15 protein-coding genes are annotated in these 16,998 nt (G+C 29.0%); 12 read left to right on the forward strand and 3 right to left on the reverse strand.

The features are described 5' to 3' along the window. Positions 1-110 precede the first annotated feature (110 nt). From B3086_RS00660 to B3086_RS00695, 8 genes are all read left to right on the forward strand, one after another. Entirely contained in the window at positions 111-788 is a 678-nt protein-coding gene (locus tag B3086_RS00660; protein WP_346848721.1) for an ABC transporter ATP-binding protein, read from the forward strand. Next, complete coding sequence (locus tag B3086_RS00665) at positions 788-3,319, forward strand: ABC transporter permease (protein WP_346879082.1); 2,532 nt, start codon at positions 788-790, stop codon at positions 3,317-3,319. Before B3086_RS00660 ends, B3086_RS00665 begins: the two co-directional genes overlap by 1 nt. Before the next feature lie 41 nt (positions 3,320-3,360). Then, positions 3,361-4,056: a response regulator transcription factor gene (locus B3086_RS00670; RefSeq protein WP_346879083.1), complete on the forward strand. Its 696-nt coding sequence runs from the start codon at positions 3,361-3,363 to the stop codon at positions 4,054-4,056. A gap of 3 nt (positions 4,057-4,059) precedes the next feature. Beyond that, positions 4,060-5,079, forward strand: a complete 1,020-nt coding sequence (locus B3086_RS00675; RefSeq protein ID WP_346876291.1) for a HAMP domain-containing sensor histidine kinase — start codon at positions 4,060-4,062, stop codon at positions 5,077-5,079. A gap of 201 nt (positions 5,080-5,280) precedes the next feature. Continuing rightward, positions 5,281-6,495, forward strand: coding sequence for a NupC/NupG family nucleoside CNT transporter (locus tag B3086_RS00680; protein WP_346848725.1), 1,215 nt, complete (start codon positions 5,281-5,283; stop codon positions 6,493-6,495). Between the two features lie 363 nt (positions 6,496-6,858). Then, positions 6,859-7,170, forward strand: coding sequence for a thioredoxin (gene trxA / locus B3086_RS00685; protein ID WP_035134706.1), 312 nt, complete (start codon positions 6,859-6,861; stop codon positions 7,168-7,170). Between the two features lie 57 nt (positions 7,171-7,227). After that, positions 7,228-8,091 carry an NAD(P)/FAD-dependent oxidoreductase gene (locus tag B3086_RS00690; protein ID WP_346892611.1) on the forward strand — a complete coding sequence of 288 codons (864 nt, stop codon included), beginning with the start codon at positions 7,228-7,230 and terminating at the stop codon, positions 8,089-8,091. A gap of 150 nt (positions 8,092-8,241) precedes the next feature. After that, positions 8,242-8,673 (forward strand): MarR family transcriptional regulator, encoded by a 432-nt coding sequence (locus B3086_RS00695; RefSeq protein WP_346848728.1) that lies wholly within the window; start codon positions 8,242-8,244, stop codon positions 8,671-8,673. 131 nt (positions 8,674-8,804) lie between these two features. On the opposite strand, the gene B3086_RS00700 is transcribed toward B3086_RS00695, so the two are convergent. Then, a complete protein-coding gene (locus B3086_RS00700) occupies positions 8,805-10,106 on the reverse strand; it encodes an alpha-L-fucosidase (RefSeq protein WP_346876292.1) in 1,302 nt (433 codons plus the stop codon). Between the two features lie 210 nt (positions 10,107-10,316). On the opposite strand from B3086_RS00700, the gene B3086_RS00705 reads away from it, so the two are divergent. The 3 genes from B3086_RS00705 to B3086_RS00715 all read left to right on the forward strand — a co-directional run bounded on the left by B3086_RS00705 (position 10,317) and on the right by B3086_RS00715 (position 13,703). Next, entirely contained in the window at positions 10,317-12,332 is a 2,016-nt protein-coding gene (locus B3086_RS00705; RefSeq protein ID WP_346892613.1) for a penicillin-binding transpeptidase domain-containing protein, read from the forward strand. A 31-nt stretch (positions 12,333-12,363) separates the two neighbouring features. Beyond that, positions 12,364-12,822, forward strand: a complete 459-nt coding sequence (locus tag B3086_RS00710) for a GNAT family N-acetyltransferase (RefSeq protein WP_346876294.1) — start codon at positions 12,364-12,366, stop codon at positions 12,820-12,822. Between the two features lie 80 nt (positions 12,823-12,902). Continuing rightward, on the forward strand, positions 12,903-13,703 hold the full coding sequence (locus B3086_RS00715; protein WP_346876295.1) for a MerR family transcriptional regulator: 801 nt from the start codon (positions 12,903-12,905) through the stop codon (positions 13,701-13,703). A 71-nt stretch (positions 13,704-13,774) separates the two neighbouring features. Here B3086_RS00715 and B3086_RS00720 read toward each other — a convergent pair whose 3' ends face one another. Both B3086_RS00720 and B3086_RS00725 read right to left on the reverse strand, forming a co-directional pair. Then, complete coding sequence (locus B3086_RS00720; protein ID WP_346848733.1) at positions 13,775-14,656, reverse strand: nitroreductase family protein; 882 nt, start codon at positions 14,654-14,656, stop codon at positions 13,775-13,777. A gap of 174 nt (positions 14,657-14,830) precedes the next feature. Further along, on the reverse strand, positions 14,831-15,031 hold the full coding sequence (locus tag B3086_RS00725) for a thioredoxin family protein (RefSeq protein ID WP_346876296.1): 201 nt from the start codon (positions 15,029-15,031) through the stop codon (positions 14,831-14,833). A 584-nt stretch (positions 15,032-15,615) separates the two neighbouring features. Here B3086_RS00725 and B3086_RS00730 point away from each other — a divergent pair. After that, entirely contained in the window at positions 15,616-16,932 is a 1,317-nt protein-coding gene (locus tag B3086_RS00730; RefSeq protein ID WP_346879819.1) for an HAD hydrolase family protein, read from the forward strand. Positions 16,933-16,998: the final 66 nt, after the last annotated feature.

A 16,998-nucleotide genomic window follows, 5' to 3' on the forward strand; every position in this document is an offset into this window, starting at 1 on the left:
ATAAAAATATAAAATAAACATAGATAAAAAATACTATTTTGTAAGAAGGTTGTAAGAAGTTAATGCTAATATACAATATATAGGAAATAATTATTATGGAGTGATTAAATATGAGTATGTTAAGAGCAGATAAATTAATCAAAATTTATGGAGAGGAACCCAATATAGTTAAAGCACTAGATGATGTAAGTATAGATATAAATGAAGGGGAATTCATAGCGATAATAGGCACATCAGGCAGTGGTAAGTCCACGTTGCTTAATATGCTAGGGGGACTAGATAGACCTACTAGTGGTGATGTTTATATATTAGAAAAGAAATTAAGTGATATGAAGGATGAAGAACTTACAATTTTCAGGAGAAGAAATATAGGATTTATATTTCAAAACTATAATCTAGTTCCAATTTTAAATGTTTATGAAAATATAGTTCTCACTATAGAGTTAGATGGAGTAAAGATTGATAAGGAATATGTAGACTCAATTATTGATACGTTGGGTTTAAAAGAAAAACTTACTAATATGCCTAATAACTTATCTGGAGGACAGCAGCAGAGAGTTGCAATTGCAAGGGCATTGGCAACAAAGCCAGCAATAATATTAGCAGATGAACCAACAGGAAATCTTGATAGTAAAACAAGTATGGATGTTATTGGACTTTTAAAGATGACTAGTAATAAGTTTAATCAAACCATGGTTATGATTACCCATAATGAAGAGATTGCACAGCTTGCTGACAGAATTATTAGAATAGAAGATGGTAAGGAAGTAGTAAGAGGTGATAAGTAATGATGTTTGAAAATAACAATAAGGAAGTAGTTAAGAGAATAACTAAGAGATCTCTTAAAACTAATAAAACAAGAAATATATTTGCAATTGCTGCTATAATTTTAACTACCTTTATGATTTCCACAGTTTTTAGTATAGGCATTAGTTTCGCTAAAAACTATAGGGTGCTAAATTTACGTATGCAAGGTACAACGGCTACTACAACTTTAAAAGGAGCAACAAATGACCAATATGAAAAATTAAAGAAACTAGATATATTTAAAAGTTTAGGATATGAAATTAATGTAGGTAGGGTTAAGGCAGATTCTTTAGAGAAGAATAAAACAAAAATAAATATGGAATATCATGATAAAGTAGATTGGGAAAACCAAATAACTCCTTGTATAAGCGATATTGAAGGAGAATATCCTAATGAAGAAAATCAGATCATGGCATCTACAAAAGCATTAGAATTTTTGAATTTAAAAGATGCTAAAATAGGGGACAAAATAAAGGTTTCCTATGAAACAAAGGGTGGGGCAAAAGAGTCGGAATTTTTGTTAAGCGGGTATTATACTAACTATGATATTGTTCAAGATACAGGATATTTAATGGTTTCAGAAGAATTTATAAACAAAAACAATCTATCCTTGGAGAATGATGGAATTGCTCTTATGACTTTAAAGAGTAGTGAAAAGGATAATGCACCGGATATTTTAAGTTCTAAAATTCAGTGTAAACAAGGACAAGAGTTCCAATATAGCTATGATATAAGTGAAGAATCATCAAGTGCTGCAATTGCAACTGTAATTACAATAATAATAATAGCATTATTTATAGTGCTAAGTGGATACTTACTTATTTACAATGTTATGTATATATCCGTAATCAAGGATATTAATTTTTATGGACTTATGAAAACTATAGGAACATCACCACGACAAATAAAGAAAATCGTTAAGGGGCAAATTTTAAGATTATCTAGAATGGGTATTCCTGTAGGCTTAATACTAGGAGCTATATTTTCTTTTTTTATTGTACCAATAGCTATGGGTGCTCTTAAGAATGGAAGATACAATGAAAGCGCAATGCCAGCTAATATATCCTTTAATCCTCTAATTTTTGTTGGAGCGGCACTATTTGCACTATTAACAGTAATACTAAGTTGTAATAAGCCAGCTAAAGTTGCTAGTAGTATTTCGCCAACGGAAGCTTTAAGATATTCTGGAACAAAGGTAAAGAAACAAAAGAAAAGTAGAAAATCAACTAATGGAGGAAAGCTTTATAAAATGGCTTGGTATAACGTTTTCCGTGATAAAAAACGTGCGATAGTTGTATTTCTTTCATTATTCATGGGTATTATAACTTTTCTCAGTATCAACACATTTCTAGATAGCCTTGGGGTAGATAATTTTATAAATAGGTATAATAAAAATGATTTTGAAATTCAAAATATTAATACTGATAAGGAGAAGTTAGATAAACATTTAGTAGATAATATTAAAAGTTTGCAAGGAATTAAAAATGTAGCTATAACAAAAGTAAGTATGGGTGAGTTAGACATGACTAATAACTTCTTTTTACCTTTAATTGAAGAAGAACATATAAAAAGAGGAATATCTCAAGAAGAATTAAACGCATTTTTAAATAAAATTAAAGAAGAACCTAATATATATTCTAGTTGGATTCTTGGAATAGATGATGAAATTATAGAGAGATACAATGAATATGCTGATTATAAAATAGATATAGAAGAATTTAAAAAAGGGAGCTTAGCTTTAATTCAGCCAAGATTTTATGATGGAAAGGATAAGTCACTTTATACTGAATTAAAAGGTAAAAATTTCAATCTGAAAGATAAAGATACAGGGGTTACTGCTAGATATAAAGCACAAATTATCAGTGATGCTAATGGAGACTTACCTTATGGCTTAGGTGGAGTAGTGGGTGCACCAACAATTTATATTAGTAATTCAGCTATGGAGAAATTAGATAAAGATGCAGTATATTACTTATTACAAATAAATGTTGAGGATGCATATGAATCTGAAATTAAACAAGAATTAAAGACATTAACTAACAATCGTGGTTTATGGTTAGAATCCAAAAGTGATATTAGAGAAGAATTTAGTAGTACATCAATGGTAATGAAGATACTTGGGGGAGGAATTTCTGGTATTCTTATATTAATTGGAATTTTAAACTTTATAAATGTAATGATTACAGGAGTTAATGTTAGACTAAAGGAATTTGCGGTGATGGAAAGCGTGGGTATGACTAAGAAACAAATTAAAAAGATGCTTACTTTTGAAGGAGCATATTATGCAAGTATAACTACTTTATTTATTTTCACTTTGGGAATAGGAATTATATACGGAATAGCAGAGTTAACAAAGAAAATTGCAGATTATGCAGAGTTTGTATTTCCTACAGTGCCACTATTAACTTTAGTAGTATTTATATTTTTAGTATGCTTAATTACACCTGGCGTTGTATTTGAAACATCTTCAAAGAAAAGTGTAATAGAACGTATAAGAGAAACAGAAAATTAATTTTAGGTGGCAGATTTATACAATCTGCCACTTTTGTTATAATGGAAAAAAGAGGTGGTATGATGAGGACAATTCTAATAATTGAAGATGATAAAATTCTTAATAGGGGTGTTACCTTTGCATTAAGAAAAGAGGGATATAATATACTCTCGGCTTATACAAAAGAGGAAGGCAAGAATTTAATTTTAAATAAAGATATTGACTTTTTATTGCTTGATATAAATTTGTCTGATGGCAGTGGACTGAAGCTATGTGATGATATTAGGGGTAGTGTCAACTTTCCTATTGTATTTTTAACTGCCAATGATACAGAGGAGGATATGGTTAAAGGTTTTGAAAGTGGTTGTGATGATTATTTAACAAAGCCCTTTTCCTTGGAAATATTAAAGCATAAAATTAATGCCATATTAAGAAGACAGTCAGCAGAAACTAAAGATACTTTTCAGTATGAAGATTTAAAAGTAGATTTTAATAGAAAATCTGTTTTTGAAAGAAAAAATGAAATTAATTTAACTAGTACTGAATATAAGCTTTTAGAACTACTTGTTAGAAATAAAGGTAAGGTGATGACTAAGGAAATGCTTCTAGAAAAGCTTTGGGATGTTAATGGTAATTTTGTAGATGAAAATACTTTAAGTGTAAATGTAAGACGTATACGCAAGAAAATAGAAAAAGATTCTAAAAACCCTAGGTATATTATTACTGTTTTTGGTATTGGCTATATGTTTGGAGAGTAGCATATGAAAAGTAATTTTTATAAGATGAAAAATATGATTCAAATATTAATTATATTAATTTGTTCAGCATTTACTGCATTTATAACTTTTTCAGTAAAAAATTTAAACGTAACTATTATCTCAACTATTTTTTCAATAATAATTATTTTAGGATTTTATATGTATGAAGGACTATTTAAAAGTTATATGATAGAAATAATTATAAAACTTTCGGATATGTTAGCCATAATGACTGATATGAAGGAAAAAGAAGTGTTTTCTATAGTTGAAGATTCAATTTTCTCAAAGCTTCAATCTCAAACTATTAAGTTAACTAGAATTTTGAAAGCTCAAAATAAGCAAATAGAAGATGATAAGAATGAAATAAAGTCATTAATTTCTGATATAGCGCATCAACTAAAAACACCATTAACAAATTTAAAGATGTATGGTGAGTTTCTTCAATATGATAATTTGACAGAAGAAGAGAGAAGAGATTTTCAAGAAACAATTATGGTTTCTTTAAATGAGCTAAGTTTTTTAGTAGAAAGTATGATTAAAATGTCTAGGTTAGAAAGTGGTGTAATTCAGTTAAAGCCATGTTATGAAAGCTTAAATGAAACTATATTATTAGCAATAGGTCAAATACGCAAAAAGGCACAATTTAAAAATATAATTTTAGAGCTTAATGAAAAGGAAAAAGTTACAATTTTACATGATAGAAACTGGACTATAGAGAGTGTATTTAACATTCTAGAGAATGCAGTAAAGTACACAAAAGAAAACGGAGTAATTAATATTTCTATACAAAGTTATGAAATATTTGCAAGGATAGATATTGAGGATAATGGTATAGGGATTAGTGAAGAAGAACTACCTAAAATATTTAGTAGGTTTTATAGAGGAAAGAATGTTGGCGATGTTGAAGGTATTGGTATAGGACTTTATTTAACAAGGGAAATTATTTCAAAACAAGGTGGATATATTAAAGTAAAATCAAAAAAACAGGGAACTGTATTTTCAATATTCTTACCTATTAAATAAATTAATTATCCCATAAGATAAATTGACATCTTTAATGATTCAACATAAAATAGTTTGCGGAGGAAATGGAGTGTTCTAATGCGAACTATTTTTTAATTTATTTTGTAGGAGGTTAATTATTAAATATTTTTACAAATGAATAGTAGATTATATTGAAGATAACAATATAATAGAAAAATTACAAAGGATAAAGGTGATTCAATGGACATATTAAATAGCATTATAGGTATTATATTTATTTTTATAGTAGCATTCTTACTGTCAAATAATAAAAAGAAAATAAACTGGAGAACTATTATTATAGGATTTTTAATTCAATTGTGTTTTGCAGTTATAGTTTTAAAGTCAGCTGTTGGGAAGAAAGCCTTACAGAAGGTAGCCACAATGGCAACTTCAATTATCGGGTATGCAAATGAAGGAATAAATTTTTTGTTTGGAGCAGCTATACCTACTAATGGAGGAATGGTTTTTGCTTTTCAGGTATTAACTGTTATTATATTTATTTCATCTTTAGTTTCTGTATTATACTACTTTGGGATAATGCAATTTATTGTAAAGATAATAGGTGGGGCTTTAGCAAGACTCCTAGGAACGTCTAAACTTGAAACTTTATCAGCAGCTGCAAATATATTTTTATCGCAAACAGAGTCACCTCTTTTAATAAAACCATATATCAATAAACTGTCTACATCAGAATTATTTACTGTAATGGTTGGAGGTGTAGCTTCAGTTTCAGGTTCTGTTTTAGTTGGGTATTCACTTATGGGGATTCCACTAGAATATCTTATCTCAGCAAGCTTTATGGCTGCTCCAGCAGGACTGATAATGGCTAAAATGATATTTCCAGAAAGTGATGCAAAAGCCTTAGAAGATAAAATTGAATTAGGAAAAGATGGTTCAGTTAACGTGGTAGATGCAGCATCGAAGGGAGCATCAGAAGGGTTAGGTTTAGCGCTAAACATAGGTGCCATGTTACTTGCATTTATTTCTCTTATAGCTTTAGTAAATGGAATAATAGGATTTATTGGTGGACTTATTGGAATAGATGGATTAAGATTAGAAATGATATTTGGATACATATTCTCACCAGTGGTTGCAATTATAGGAGTTCCTTGGAATGAGGCTTTAACGGCTGGAGCTCTTCTAGGACAAAAGATAATTTTAAATGAATTTGTTGCCTTTAGTAAACTAGGACCTATAATAGGTGACCTTTCGCAAAAAACTGCAGCTATAATGACTTTTTCACTATGTGGTTTTGCAAACATATCTTCCATTGCTATTTTAATCGGTGGAATTGGAGGAATGGCACCAAAGAGAAAGCATGAAGTTGCAAAATTAGGATTAAAAGCTGTGGTTGCAGGCACTTTAGCGAACCTTTTAAGTGCAACTATTGCAGGACTTTTAATAGGATTATAAGATTATTAGTCATGTTGTAAATATCACAGAAAAGTTGATACTTTTATCTCATTTTAAGATAATTATATTTTCTTGAAATGAGATATATTTTTATTAGATATTAAAATAGATGTTAAAAACTTCATAATAAAAATATTATTATAATAAATAAAACCTATTTAAGTATGAAATAATATAATTAGAGGGTTTACTATTATTAAATTTTAAAACATAAGATTTCATTATGTAATTATATAAAAATATTTTTAAAATGACTTGACATTTAATATATAAACATGTAAATTAGTATTAACAAATTAAATTGAACAAAATTTAATTTAGATAAATAATATTTTGGTAAATTGATTTTAGGAGGAATAAAAGATGGCAAAGATAGTTAATTCAGCTGAATTTAATAATGAAATAAAAGATGGTGTTGTAGTAGTAGACTTTTTCGCAACATGGTGTGGACCTTGTAAAATGTTAGCTCCAATATTTGAAGAATTATCAACTGAAATGGAAGGCAAGGTTAAATTTATAAAAGTTGATGTGGATCAATGCCCAGACATATCAATGCAATATAGTGTAGCATCCATTCCTACAATAATAGTATTTAAAGATGGAAAAAATGTAAATACTACAGTAGGGTTTGTACCAAAAGAGAGAATAAAAGAAATTGTAGAAGCTTATATATAATAAAAATATAGGAGGTTACTCCTATATTTTTAATCTGTAAATTTGGAGGATAAAGCTATGAGTGAAAGATATGATATTGCAATAGTTGGTAGTGGACCAGCAGGAATATCAGCCGCTTTAAATGCAAAAATAAGAAATAAGAATTTTATCATATTTGGTAATGATGAACTTTCAAATAAATTAGTAAAAGCTAATGAAATTAATAATTATTTAGGTTTCCATGGTAAAAGTGGTAAAGAGATACAACAAGCCTTTATCAATCACTTAAGAGCTATGGATATAAAAATAACAGAAGAAAAAATAAATAATATATATGCTATGGGAGATTACTTTGCTTTAATGGTAAATGATAAAACCTATGAAGCAACATCAGTAATATTAGCTACAGGAATTCAATATGGTAAACTATTCCATGGTGAAGAAAAACTTCTAGGTAAGGGTGTTGGATATTGCGCTACCTGTGATGCACCACTTTATAGAAATAAAGTAGTTACAATAATAGCCTATAGTAAAAAAGAAGAGGAAGAGGCAAACTTTATTGCTACTTTAGCATCAAAGGTATATTATATTCCTATGTATAAAGAGTTTGTAAATGTTCATTCATCTATAGAAGTAGTAAATGATATACCAGTAGAAATAATTGGTGAAGGTAAAGTGGAAAAGCTAGTTTTAAAGAATAAAGAAATTAATACTGATGGTTTATTTATACTAAGAGATAGCATATCTCCAGGTCAATTAGTTCCGGGATTAAAAATCGTAGACAATCATGTAGAGGTTGATAGGCTAATGCAAACGAACTTAAAAGGTTGTTTCGCAGCAGGAGATATAGTAGGAAGACCTTATCAATATATAAAGTCTGCAGGGGAAGGAAATGTGGCTGCATTATCAGCAGTTTCCTATGTAGATTCAAAGGAAAAGTAAAATAAGAGATATTTGTATGAATTATTTATAATGTTATTCAAATTATTTGTTGTATTGACATATAAATTTTAAAATTGTAAAATAATCTCAAACAATGTGGTTTATTAAGAATTAATTTTAATAAGTCATTCTGTGAAATGGAGAATTTATATGAAGAATTGTGAATGTATTAAACTAGAAAATCAAATATGCTTTTCTCTATATGCAGCATCTAGAGAGGTAATAAAGTTGTATAAATCCATTCTTGATAAGCATAATCTTACTTATACACAATACTTAGCTATGTTAGTGTTATGGGAAGAAGAAAAGATGACAGTTAAGGACATTGGTAAAAGACTACACTTAGACTCAGGTACTTTAACTCCATTATTAAAAAAATTAGAATCTATGGGGATAATTACAAGACATAGAGACGTAAATGATGATAGAGTAGTCATAATAGAGTTAACAGAAGCTGGCTTAAAGCTAAAAAGTGAGATTTTAGATGTGCCAGGAGAAGTATTTTGCAAATTGAATATATCTAATGATGAAGCAAAGGAGCTTAAACGTAATTTAGATAATTTATTACAAAGTTTAGAATAGTGCAGCAAAAGTTTAATAACTATAGTAAATATTCATACAAAGTTAGTTATAGGAAAAATTATGGATAAAAACCTCTTTAGATTTTAACTAAAGGGGTTTTTTCATGAGTTAAGATTGAACTTTAATAGAGCTTATAGTAGTTCTAACTCTACTACTGTATCTTTTTCATCAGGAAGAATTGCACTAGGCAAGTGTATAAAGGCATCAGCTTCAAATTCTTCTGCCATCCATGGAAACTCTACTTTAATTTCAGAACAGTCTTTAAGCAATCTAGCTTTTTTTATTTTGCCCATTAGATTGTTCAGATTAGTGTGACCGATTCCTCTATCATAAATATGAGCATAAAGTAAATTCCCCTTTTGGGTATATCTTCCCCATTCTGGTTTTGGTAGGTAGCTACCTTTACAACCATAGATACTATCTCCATTATCTGCAAGCCATTCTCCTATTTCTCCTAGAATCACTGCAGATTCTTTGGGAATTTCACCCTTTGCATTAGGTCCTACATTTAAAATCATATTACCATTTTTGCTAACACATTCAACTAAGCTCCTAATTATTTGTTTTGAAGATTTATAATCTTTGTCCATAGAAGCATAGCCCCAATTATTATTGAGCGTAATACAAGCTTCCCAAGGTACAGGATTTCTATTTTCATTAAGTACGCCCCTTGGAGGAATAATTTGTTCTGGTGAGTCAAAGTCACCGGTATAAGTAGAAAGGTTAGCTTTTTTAATACTTTTTTTATCATCTAATCTGTTATCAATAATTATATCAGGTTGATATTTCCTTATCATATCTACTAGTTCAGTAGCTTTCCATTTTTCACCGGTCATATTATCATAAGAAAAGTCAAACCACATTATATCAATTTTACCGTAGCCAGTAACTAATTCCTTAACTTGATTATGAAAATACTTAACATAATTATCGAAGTTATGAATTTTATTTTTAAAGGCTTTGTTATTTCTCATTGGATGGTGCCTATCACCATAGGCTGGATAGTCTTCATGATGCCAATCAAGAAGTGAGTAATAAAGACCAATTTTAATATCTTCTGTTCTGAAAGCATCTATGTATTCTTTAATTAAATCTCTTCCAGCTTTTGTATTAGTAGATTTATAGTCAGTATAAGAACTATCAAATAAGCAAAAACCATCGTGATGTTTAGCAGTCATAACTGCATACTTCATGCCGGCTTTCTTTGCAAGTTTGGCCCATTGTCTAGGGTTATATTTGGTTGGATTAAATTCAGCAAAGTATGGTTTATATTCTTCAACAGTCATCTGTCGGTTAGTCATAATCCATTCACCTGCAGCAGGTATACTATATAATCCCCAGTGTATAAACATTCCAAATCTAGCTTCTTGGAACCATTTAGTTCTTTCTTCACGTTGAAGATAAATTTTGCTTTCATTTTCAATATCTATCATGATTTCACCAATCCTTTCTATTTTAATTATACATTAATATTTTAAAAAATTTGTAAAAGATTCACTTTTATTTTTAAGAAAATTCATTGAATAAAAGTATATATAAACTTACAATAGATGTAGTAGTTTATTTATTGAGTAGAATAGATAAGCTTGTATTTAAACTGTGAAGTACCCAGTAAGAAAATACATTTTATAAGGAGGATAGTAATGAAAAATAATTTAAAGAAACTAAGCTTAATTATTGGAACTATAATTATAGGTATATCTTTATTTACAGGTTGCTCTAAGAAAGATGAAATAAAGGATGCCTTTAACATTTATAAAAATGCTTGGATTAAGCAAGATTTTAAAAGTATGTATAATATGCTTTCAGTGGAATCAAAAGCATATATAAACGAGGAAGAATTTTTAGAAAGATACACTAATATATATAGTGCTATTGTAGCTAGTAATATGGATATTCAAATAGTAGGAGAAAAGGAAAGAGATAAAAAGTCATTAGAAATACCATTTACTATGACTATGGATACAGTGGCAGGAAAGGTAGATATCAAAGATTATAAAGCAACTTTAGTTAAAGAAGAGGATGGGTATAAAGTAAAGTGGAATGAGAGTTTAATATTTCCTCAAATGGAAAAACCAGATGATAAAGTGAGGGTAGAAGATTATTACTCTAAACGTGGAAGTATATTAGATAGAAATGGGAACTTTTTAGCACAAGATGATATAGTAAAGTCTGTAGGAATTCATCCAAGTAAATTTGAAAATAAAAAGTCAGAAAAAATAACAGCTATGGCAACTATATTAGACATAAGTGAGTCATATATAGAAGAACAGCTAGCAGCTAATACTAACCCAGATTATTTTGTACCAATAGTATCTGTACTTCAATCTGATTCTGAAAAGTTAAATAAGCTTTCCACTATTGAAGGAGTTCAAATAAACAATAAAAACTCCAGAGTTTACACCGGAGGAGAAGCTTTTGGAAATCTAATAGGATATGTGGGAGCCATTACAGCAGAAGAAATAGAAAATAATAAAGATAAGGGTTATTCACAAATAAGTCTCCTTGGAAAAGCTGGTCTTGAGAAGGTTTATGAAGATATATTAAGGGGCCAAGATGGTGGAGAAATATACATTGAAAAGGGAGAAGAAAAAATAACTTTAGCTAAAACAGAAGCAAAGAATGGTCAGGATATAAAACTATCAATAGACCCAGAGCTTCAAAGTAAGATATATAGTGAAATGAAAGGTGAGAAGGGAGCATCTACTGCAGTAGACCCTAAAACTGGAGAAGTTTTAGCTATGGTAAGTTCACCTTCCTATGATCCAAATATATTTGTAACATATAAAACAAAATCCTTAAGTGAGCAGTGGAAAAAGCTTGATGGCCAGCAGTTTGACAATAGGTTTAATAATGTATACGCACCAGGCTCTACAATGAAGCTAGTTACAGCGGCTATAGGATTGGATGCAGGCGCACTTAATCCAGGAGAAACTATGGATATTAAGGGATTAGATTGGCAAAATAATTCATCATGGGGTGGATATAAGGTTACGAGAGTAAAAGATCCTGGTAAGGCTATAAACTTAAAAGAAGCTACAAAATACTCGGATAATATTTATTTTGCAAGAGTAGCATTGAATATAGGAGCAGATGCCTTTATAAGTGGAGCTAAAAACTTTGGTATTGGAGAAGAGATAACTTTTGATTTCCCAATGGAAACTTCTCAAATTAGTAATGATAATACTTTAAGTAAAGAAATACTTCTTGCTGACACAGGATATGGTCAAGGTGAGGTGCTTATGTCACCATTAGATATTGCATTATCATATAGTGCATTAGGAAACAATGGAGATATAATGCAGCCAAGACTTAACATTGGAAAAAATCCAGAAGCAAAAGTATTGAAAAATGCTATAAAGGCAGAAAAAGTACCAGCTTTAGTAGATGCTTTCTCAGCTGTAATAAATGATGCAGATGGAACAGCTACCACTGCAAAAGTAAATGGATTTAATATAGCTGGTAAAACTGGAACTTCAGAGATAAAGAAAGATCAAAAAGATGAATCGGGTAAAGAAAATGGATGGTTTGTAGCTGTAAACACAGATGATTCTAAAATTGCCATATCTATGATAATAGAAGATGTAAAGGGTAGAGGCGGTAGTGGAATACCAACAGCTATGGTTAAAAATGTTATGGAGTTTTATTTGAAAAAATAGATATTTATTATAGTTAAAGAGGGTGTCTAAAATGCTAAATATTGAAATTATTTCAGGCTCAAAGGAACTATTAGAATATGTAAGTCCACTGTGGGATAAGCTTAATAATCATCATAAAAATAAATCTATAAATTTTAAAGAAAAATATGAGAAGCTCTCATTTAAGGAAAGAAGTAATGGATTCCTTATTTACAAGAAGGACAATATAAATATTAATCTAGTTAGGGACAAAGATAAAAAAATATATGTGGGATATTGTATTTCTACAATAAATAGTGGTCTTGTAGGAGAAGTTAGTTCTTTATATATAGAGCCTGAATATAGGACGTATGGGATTGGTGATGAACTTATTAAAAGAGCCATTAAATGGCTAGATGATAACAAGGTTAATAAAAAAATAATTGGAGTAGCTGTAGGAAATGAGGATGTACTTAAGTTTTATGAGAGGCTTGGATTCCGGAGTAGAACTATTATTTTAGAGCAGTGTTAACAATGGGAGGCAGTAATATGTCTCCTATTTTCTTATAAGGTTATAATTTAATTTTATTTAATATATGAGGTGAAAACGAAGTGAAATTTAGTATAGGTGAAATGGCTAAACTACATAATATAAACATACAAACTTTAAGATACTACCATAATATTGGATTATTAGTTCCTGTAGAAGTAGATTCTAAGTCAGGTTATCGATATTATGATAGTACTTCTAGTCAGAGATTGTGGAAAATAAAAGCATTACAGTCTACGGGATTATCTCTTAGTGAAATTATGAAGGTTTTAAGTGGAGATATATGTGAAACAGAAAAATTGTTTAATAATTTGAAAAATGTAATTGATGAAAACATAGAGAACTTAAAAAAAGTTTCTTGTTATGTAGAAGAGCAATTAAAAAATATAAATGATTTAAGGGAAGGAAATTATTCTACAGAGCCGAGAATTATGGTATTAGAAAGAAGGGAAGGATATTTAATAGACGTAAATGAAAATAGCACTATAGATAATGTAATAAGGTCTTTGGTAAGTTTTGATAGAAATTGTAGTATTAGTGTAGAAGTTATGTTTAAGCCGTCAAGGTTAATAAATATTAATGATAAAGGAGAAACTCATCTTAAAAGTTATCTGGCTCTTAGCAAAGAAGAAAAGCTAAATGATTCTAAGAATAAATACACATTAAAAGAAGGGGTTTATGGAGTCATTGACCATATAGGTAGTCGGGACAGTTTAAAAGAAAGTTATGATAGCTTATTAAAATATATAAAATCTTCTAAAATGGAATTACAAGGAATCGGTATAGAAGAATTAATTATAGGGCCAAACATATCTGATAATAATGAAGAATGGGTGAGACAGATTCAGCTATTATTGAAATAGTAATTATCGTGAAATATTTAAAGGATATAATTGGTAGTTTATTGACTAATTATATCCTTTAATTTTAAAATTTATTTGTCACCAGTAGGAAAGTCCTCTCCCATAATCCATGTAAATCCATATGCCTTAAGAGCTTCTATAAAATTCTTATTTCCTATACAAGACCAATTTGCTTTATAGTGAAGACCAAAGTATCTTTGGGCCATATTAATATAACCTTGCTGTTCTATAGATGTAATAATCTTATTACTGTAATCTTCGCCACCTATATCTAAAGTCACTTCTTTCATTGATGCCATATTAGTTGGACTAAGGGGAAATTTTTTAGAATTGTATTTTTCATTTTGTAGTTTTACTAAAGTGTCTATAGTTAAGTCTTTATAGCTTTCCTCATGAACTATGGCTTCTATGCCTAACTTTGGAGCAGGAATTAAAGGTTGATTTGGATATCCAATACTTAAAAGAACTACAGGGAATACGCCTTCTGGAATATTAAATATAGATTTTAATTCCATAAAACAACTTTCTACTGTGCCTATATATACAGAGCCTAAACCTATAGAATCAGCAGCAGTACAAATATTTTGAGCACATATTATTGTATCTTGAAGAGCAATCCAAAAATGTCTATAACTCTTGGTAGCTACAAAAGGAGCATCAGAGGCTTCACACCAACGTTGAATTCTTCTCCAGTCAATACAGAATAGAAGATTAACAGGTGCATTTTTAACTAGTGATTGCATATCGCATTCATTAACTAAACGTTCCTTAGTATTATCATCAGTTATCTTTATTATAGAGTAAGGTTGAAGATTTCCTCCAGTAGCAGCATGTAAGCCGCAAGATATAATCTCATTCAATAGTTCATCAGGAATTTTCTTGTCTAGAAAGCTTCGGCAACTTGCACGTTCACATAATAATTTGATAGTATCATTTAAATATTCTTTATTCATAAAATCATCTCCTAAATTCAATATTTTATATTTCAAAGGTTAAACCCTATAGGGACTATAGAGTCAAGGAAGTTTATACAAATATAAAATAATTTTAATAATTATTTTAAGTGAAGATATAAAAAATACCTTTTAGTTATTATATAAATTACTAAAAGGTTGAAAAGAATATTATTAAAATATTAAACTATAATATCTATTTATATTTTTATCTAACTCATTCATGACAATGAATCTAGATTCTCTTAGGGTTTCTTTTCCTTGAGTAAAAAGTAAAATTGTAGGTGCTGTAAAAACTGAAAATTCTGCACACAAGGAAGGAAATTCATCAATACTAATTTTTATAGATTTAACCTTAGGATAATTAGTAAGCAAGTCATCTACTTTACAAAGCAGGTCATCATTTCCTCAAAAACATTTTCCAGTAAAGAAGCATAAAAGTAAATCCGTAGTATCAATTAGTTTTAAAAGGTATTCTTTAGAATTTAAGCTATTCATTTATGAACCTCCTATTAAGTTTATATATTTATATTATCTTATAAGATATAACTTTATTCATTATAAAAGTCAAATCAAAACTTAGATAAATACATCATTTAAATATCTTATTAATAAGTAGAAAGACACCAATTCCCAGACAAAGAAATATAATCATAATAATTATAGGTATGAGTTTAAAAAATTCAAGCATGAGTTTCTCCCCCTTAAAATCCTATATTTATACTTATTTTATAAAGGTAATGACAACAAATTCCATATAATTGGAATAATTATATATGGAAAACATGATGAATGTCAATATTAATTATGTATATAAACTTCAGAATAACTAAAATTCATTAGATTTTAAAGAATATTTGAATATTTATATGTAAAATTAGAATACGTTTAAATATAAAAAGTTATAAATACTCATGATATAATGTATTATAAATTATTAGTTAAAGAAGGGGATTTTAATGCCAAGGATAGGAATGAGGATTATAAAATCAGCAGTGGCAGTCTTTATATGTTTTTTAATATATTTAGTAAGAGGCACAGGAATGCCATTCTATTCAGCAATAGCGGCAATTTTATGCATGCAACAAGGTGTGGAGAGTACTAAGCAGGTTGGTTTAAATCGTACCATTGGGACTTTAATTGGAGGTGCCTTTGGAGTGATAGTGTTATTATTAGAAAGAAGATTTATACCTGAATCTATGCCACAACTAAGATATCTATTAACATCTGTAGCTATCATACCTTTAATATATACTACTATATTACTTGAAAGACAAACAGCATCCTATATTAGTTGTGTAGTATTTTTAAGTGTGGCTATAAATCATGGAGATGATGTAGTTCCTTATGCATTTACTATTAATAGGATTATAGACACTTTAATTGGGATTTTTATAGCGTTAGGGGTCAATGCTATGAGGTTACCTAAGAAGAGAAATACCAAAATTTTGTTTGTAAGTACACTAACGAATACTTTAATGGATTCTAAAAATCAAGTTAGTGCTTATACTAAGGTAAAACTAAAGGAAATGATAGAAGAAGGAGCACTAGTGACATTAGTAATAGATAAAACTCCAGAAACTGTAGCACCTATAGTTAGTAGTATGGATATTAAGTTACCAGTAATTACAATGAATGGAGCAGCAATATATGATTTTAATAAGAAAAGCTATGTTTACCATGAAGGAATAAATAATGAAATAGCTGAACGAATCTTAAATATATGTGATGAGTTATCTATAAATACCTTTACTCATACTATAATTAATAATGTGATGCACATTTATTATGGTAATTTTACTAATGAAGAAGAAAAGAGATTTTATAATTTAGAGAAAGTACTTCCATTGAAAAATTATATATATAGTAAACTACCACAAGGGCTAGACGTAATTTGCATCATGGTTATTAACAAGATAGATAAAATAGAAATACTACATAATAGGCTTAAAGGATGTAGGGATTATAAAAACATCAAGGTTATATATGAAAGATATAACGAAGATTACTATATTTTAAAAGTGTATAGTGGTAAAACATCTAGAGGAAGCGCTTTGATAAAGTTAAGAGAGATGATTAAAAGTGAGAAAGTAGTTGTATTTGCTGGTGTAGAACAGGATAGTTCTATGCTTGAAGTAGCAGATGAAGGATATGTAGTAGAAAATGCATCTATTACAGTTAAAGAAAATAATTCACAAATCATAGGAGATAATGAAAGTGATTCTGTAGTAAAGACTATTAAAAAAATATTTTATTCAAAAGTAATTAATTATTAAACTAATATATTAAATTTAAAGCTTCATTATTTTTATTTATCAACAAAAGGAAAACACGGTAAAGTG

The organism is Clostridium sp. UBA871 (genome assembly GCF_002295255.1).
Taxonomy (GTDB): domain Bacteria; phylum Bacillota; class Clostridia; order Clostridiales; family Clostridiaceae; genus Clostridium_J; species Clostridium_J sulfidigenes.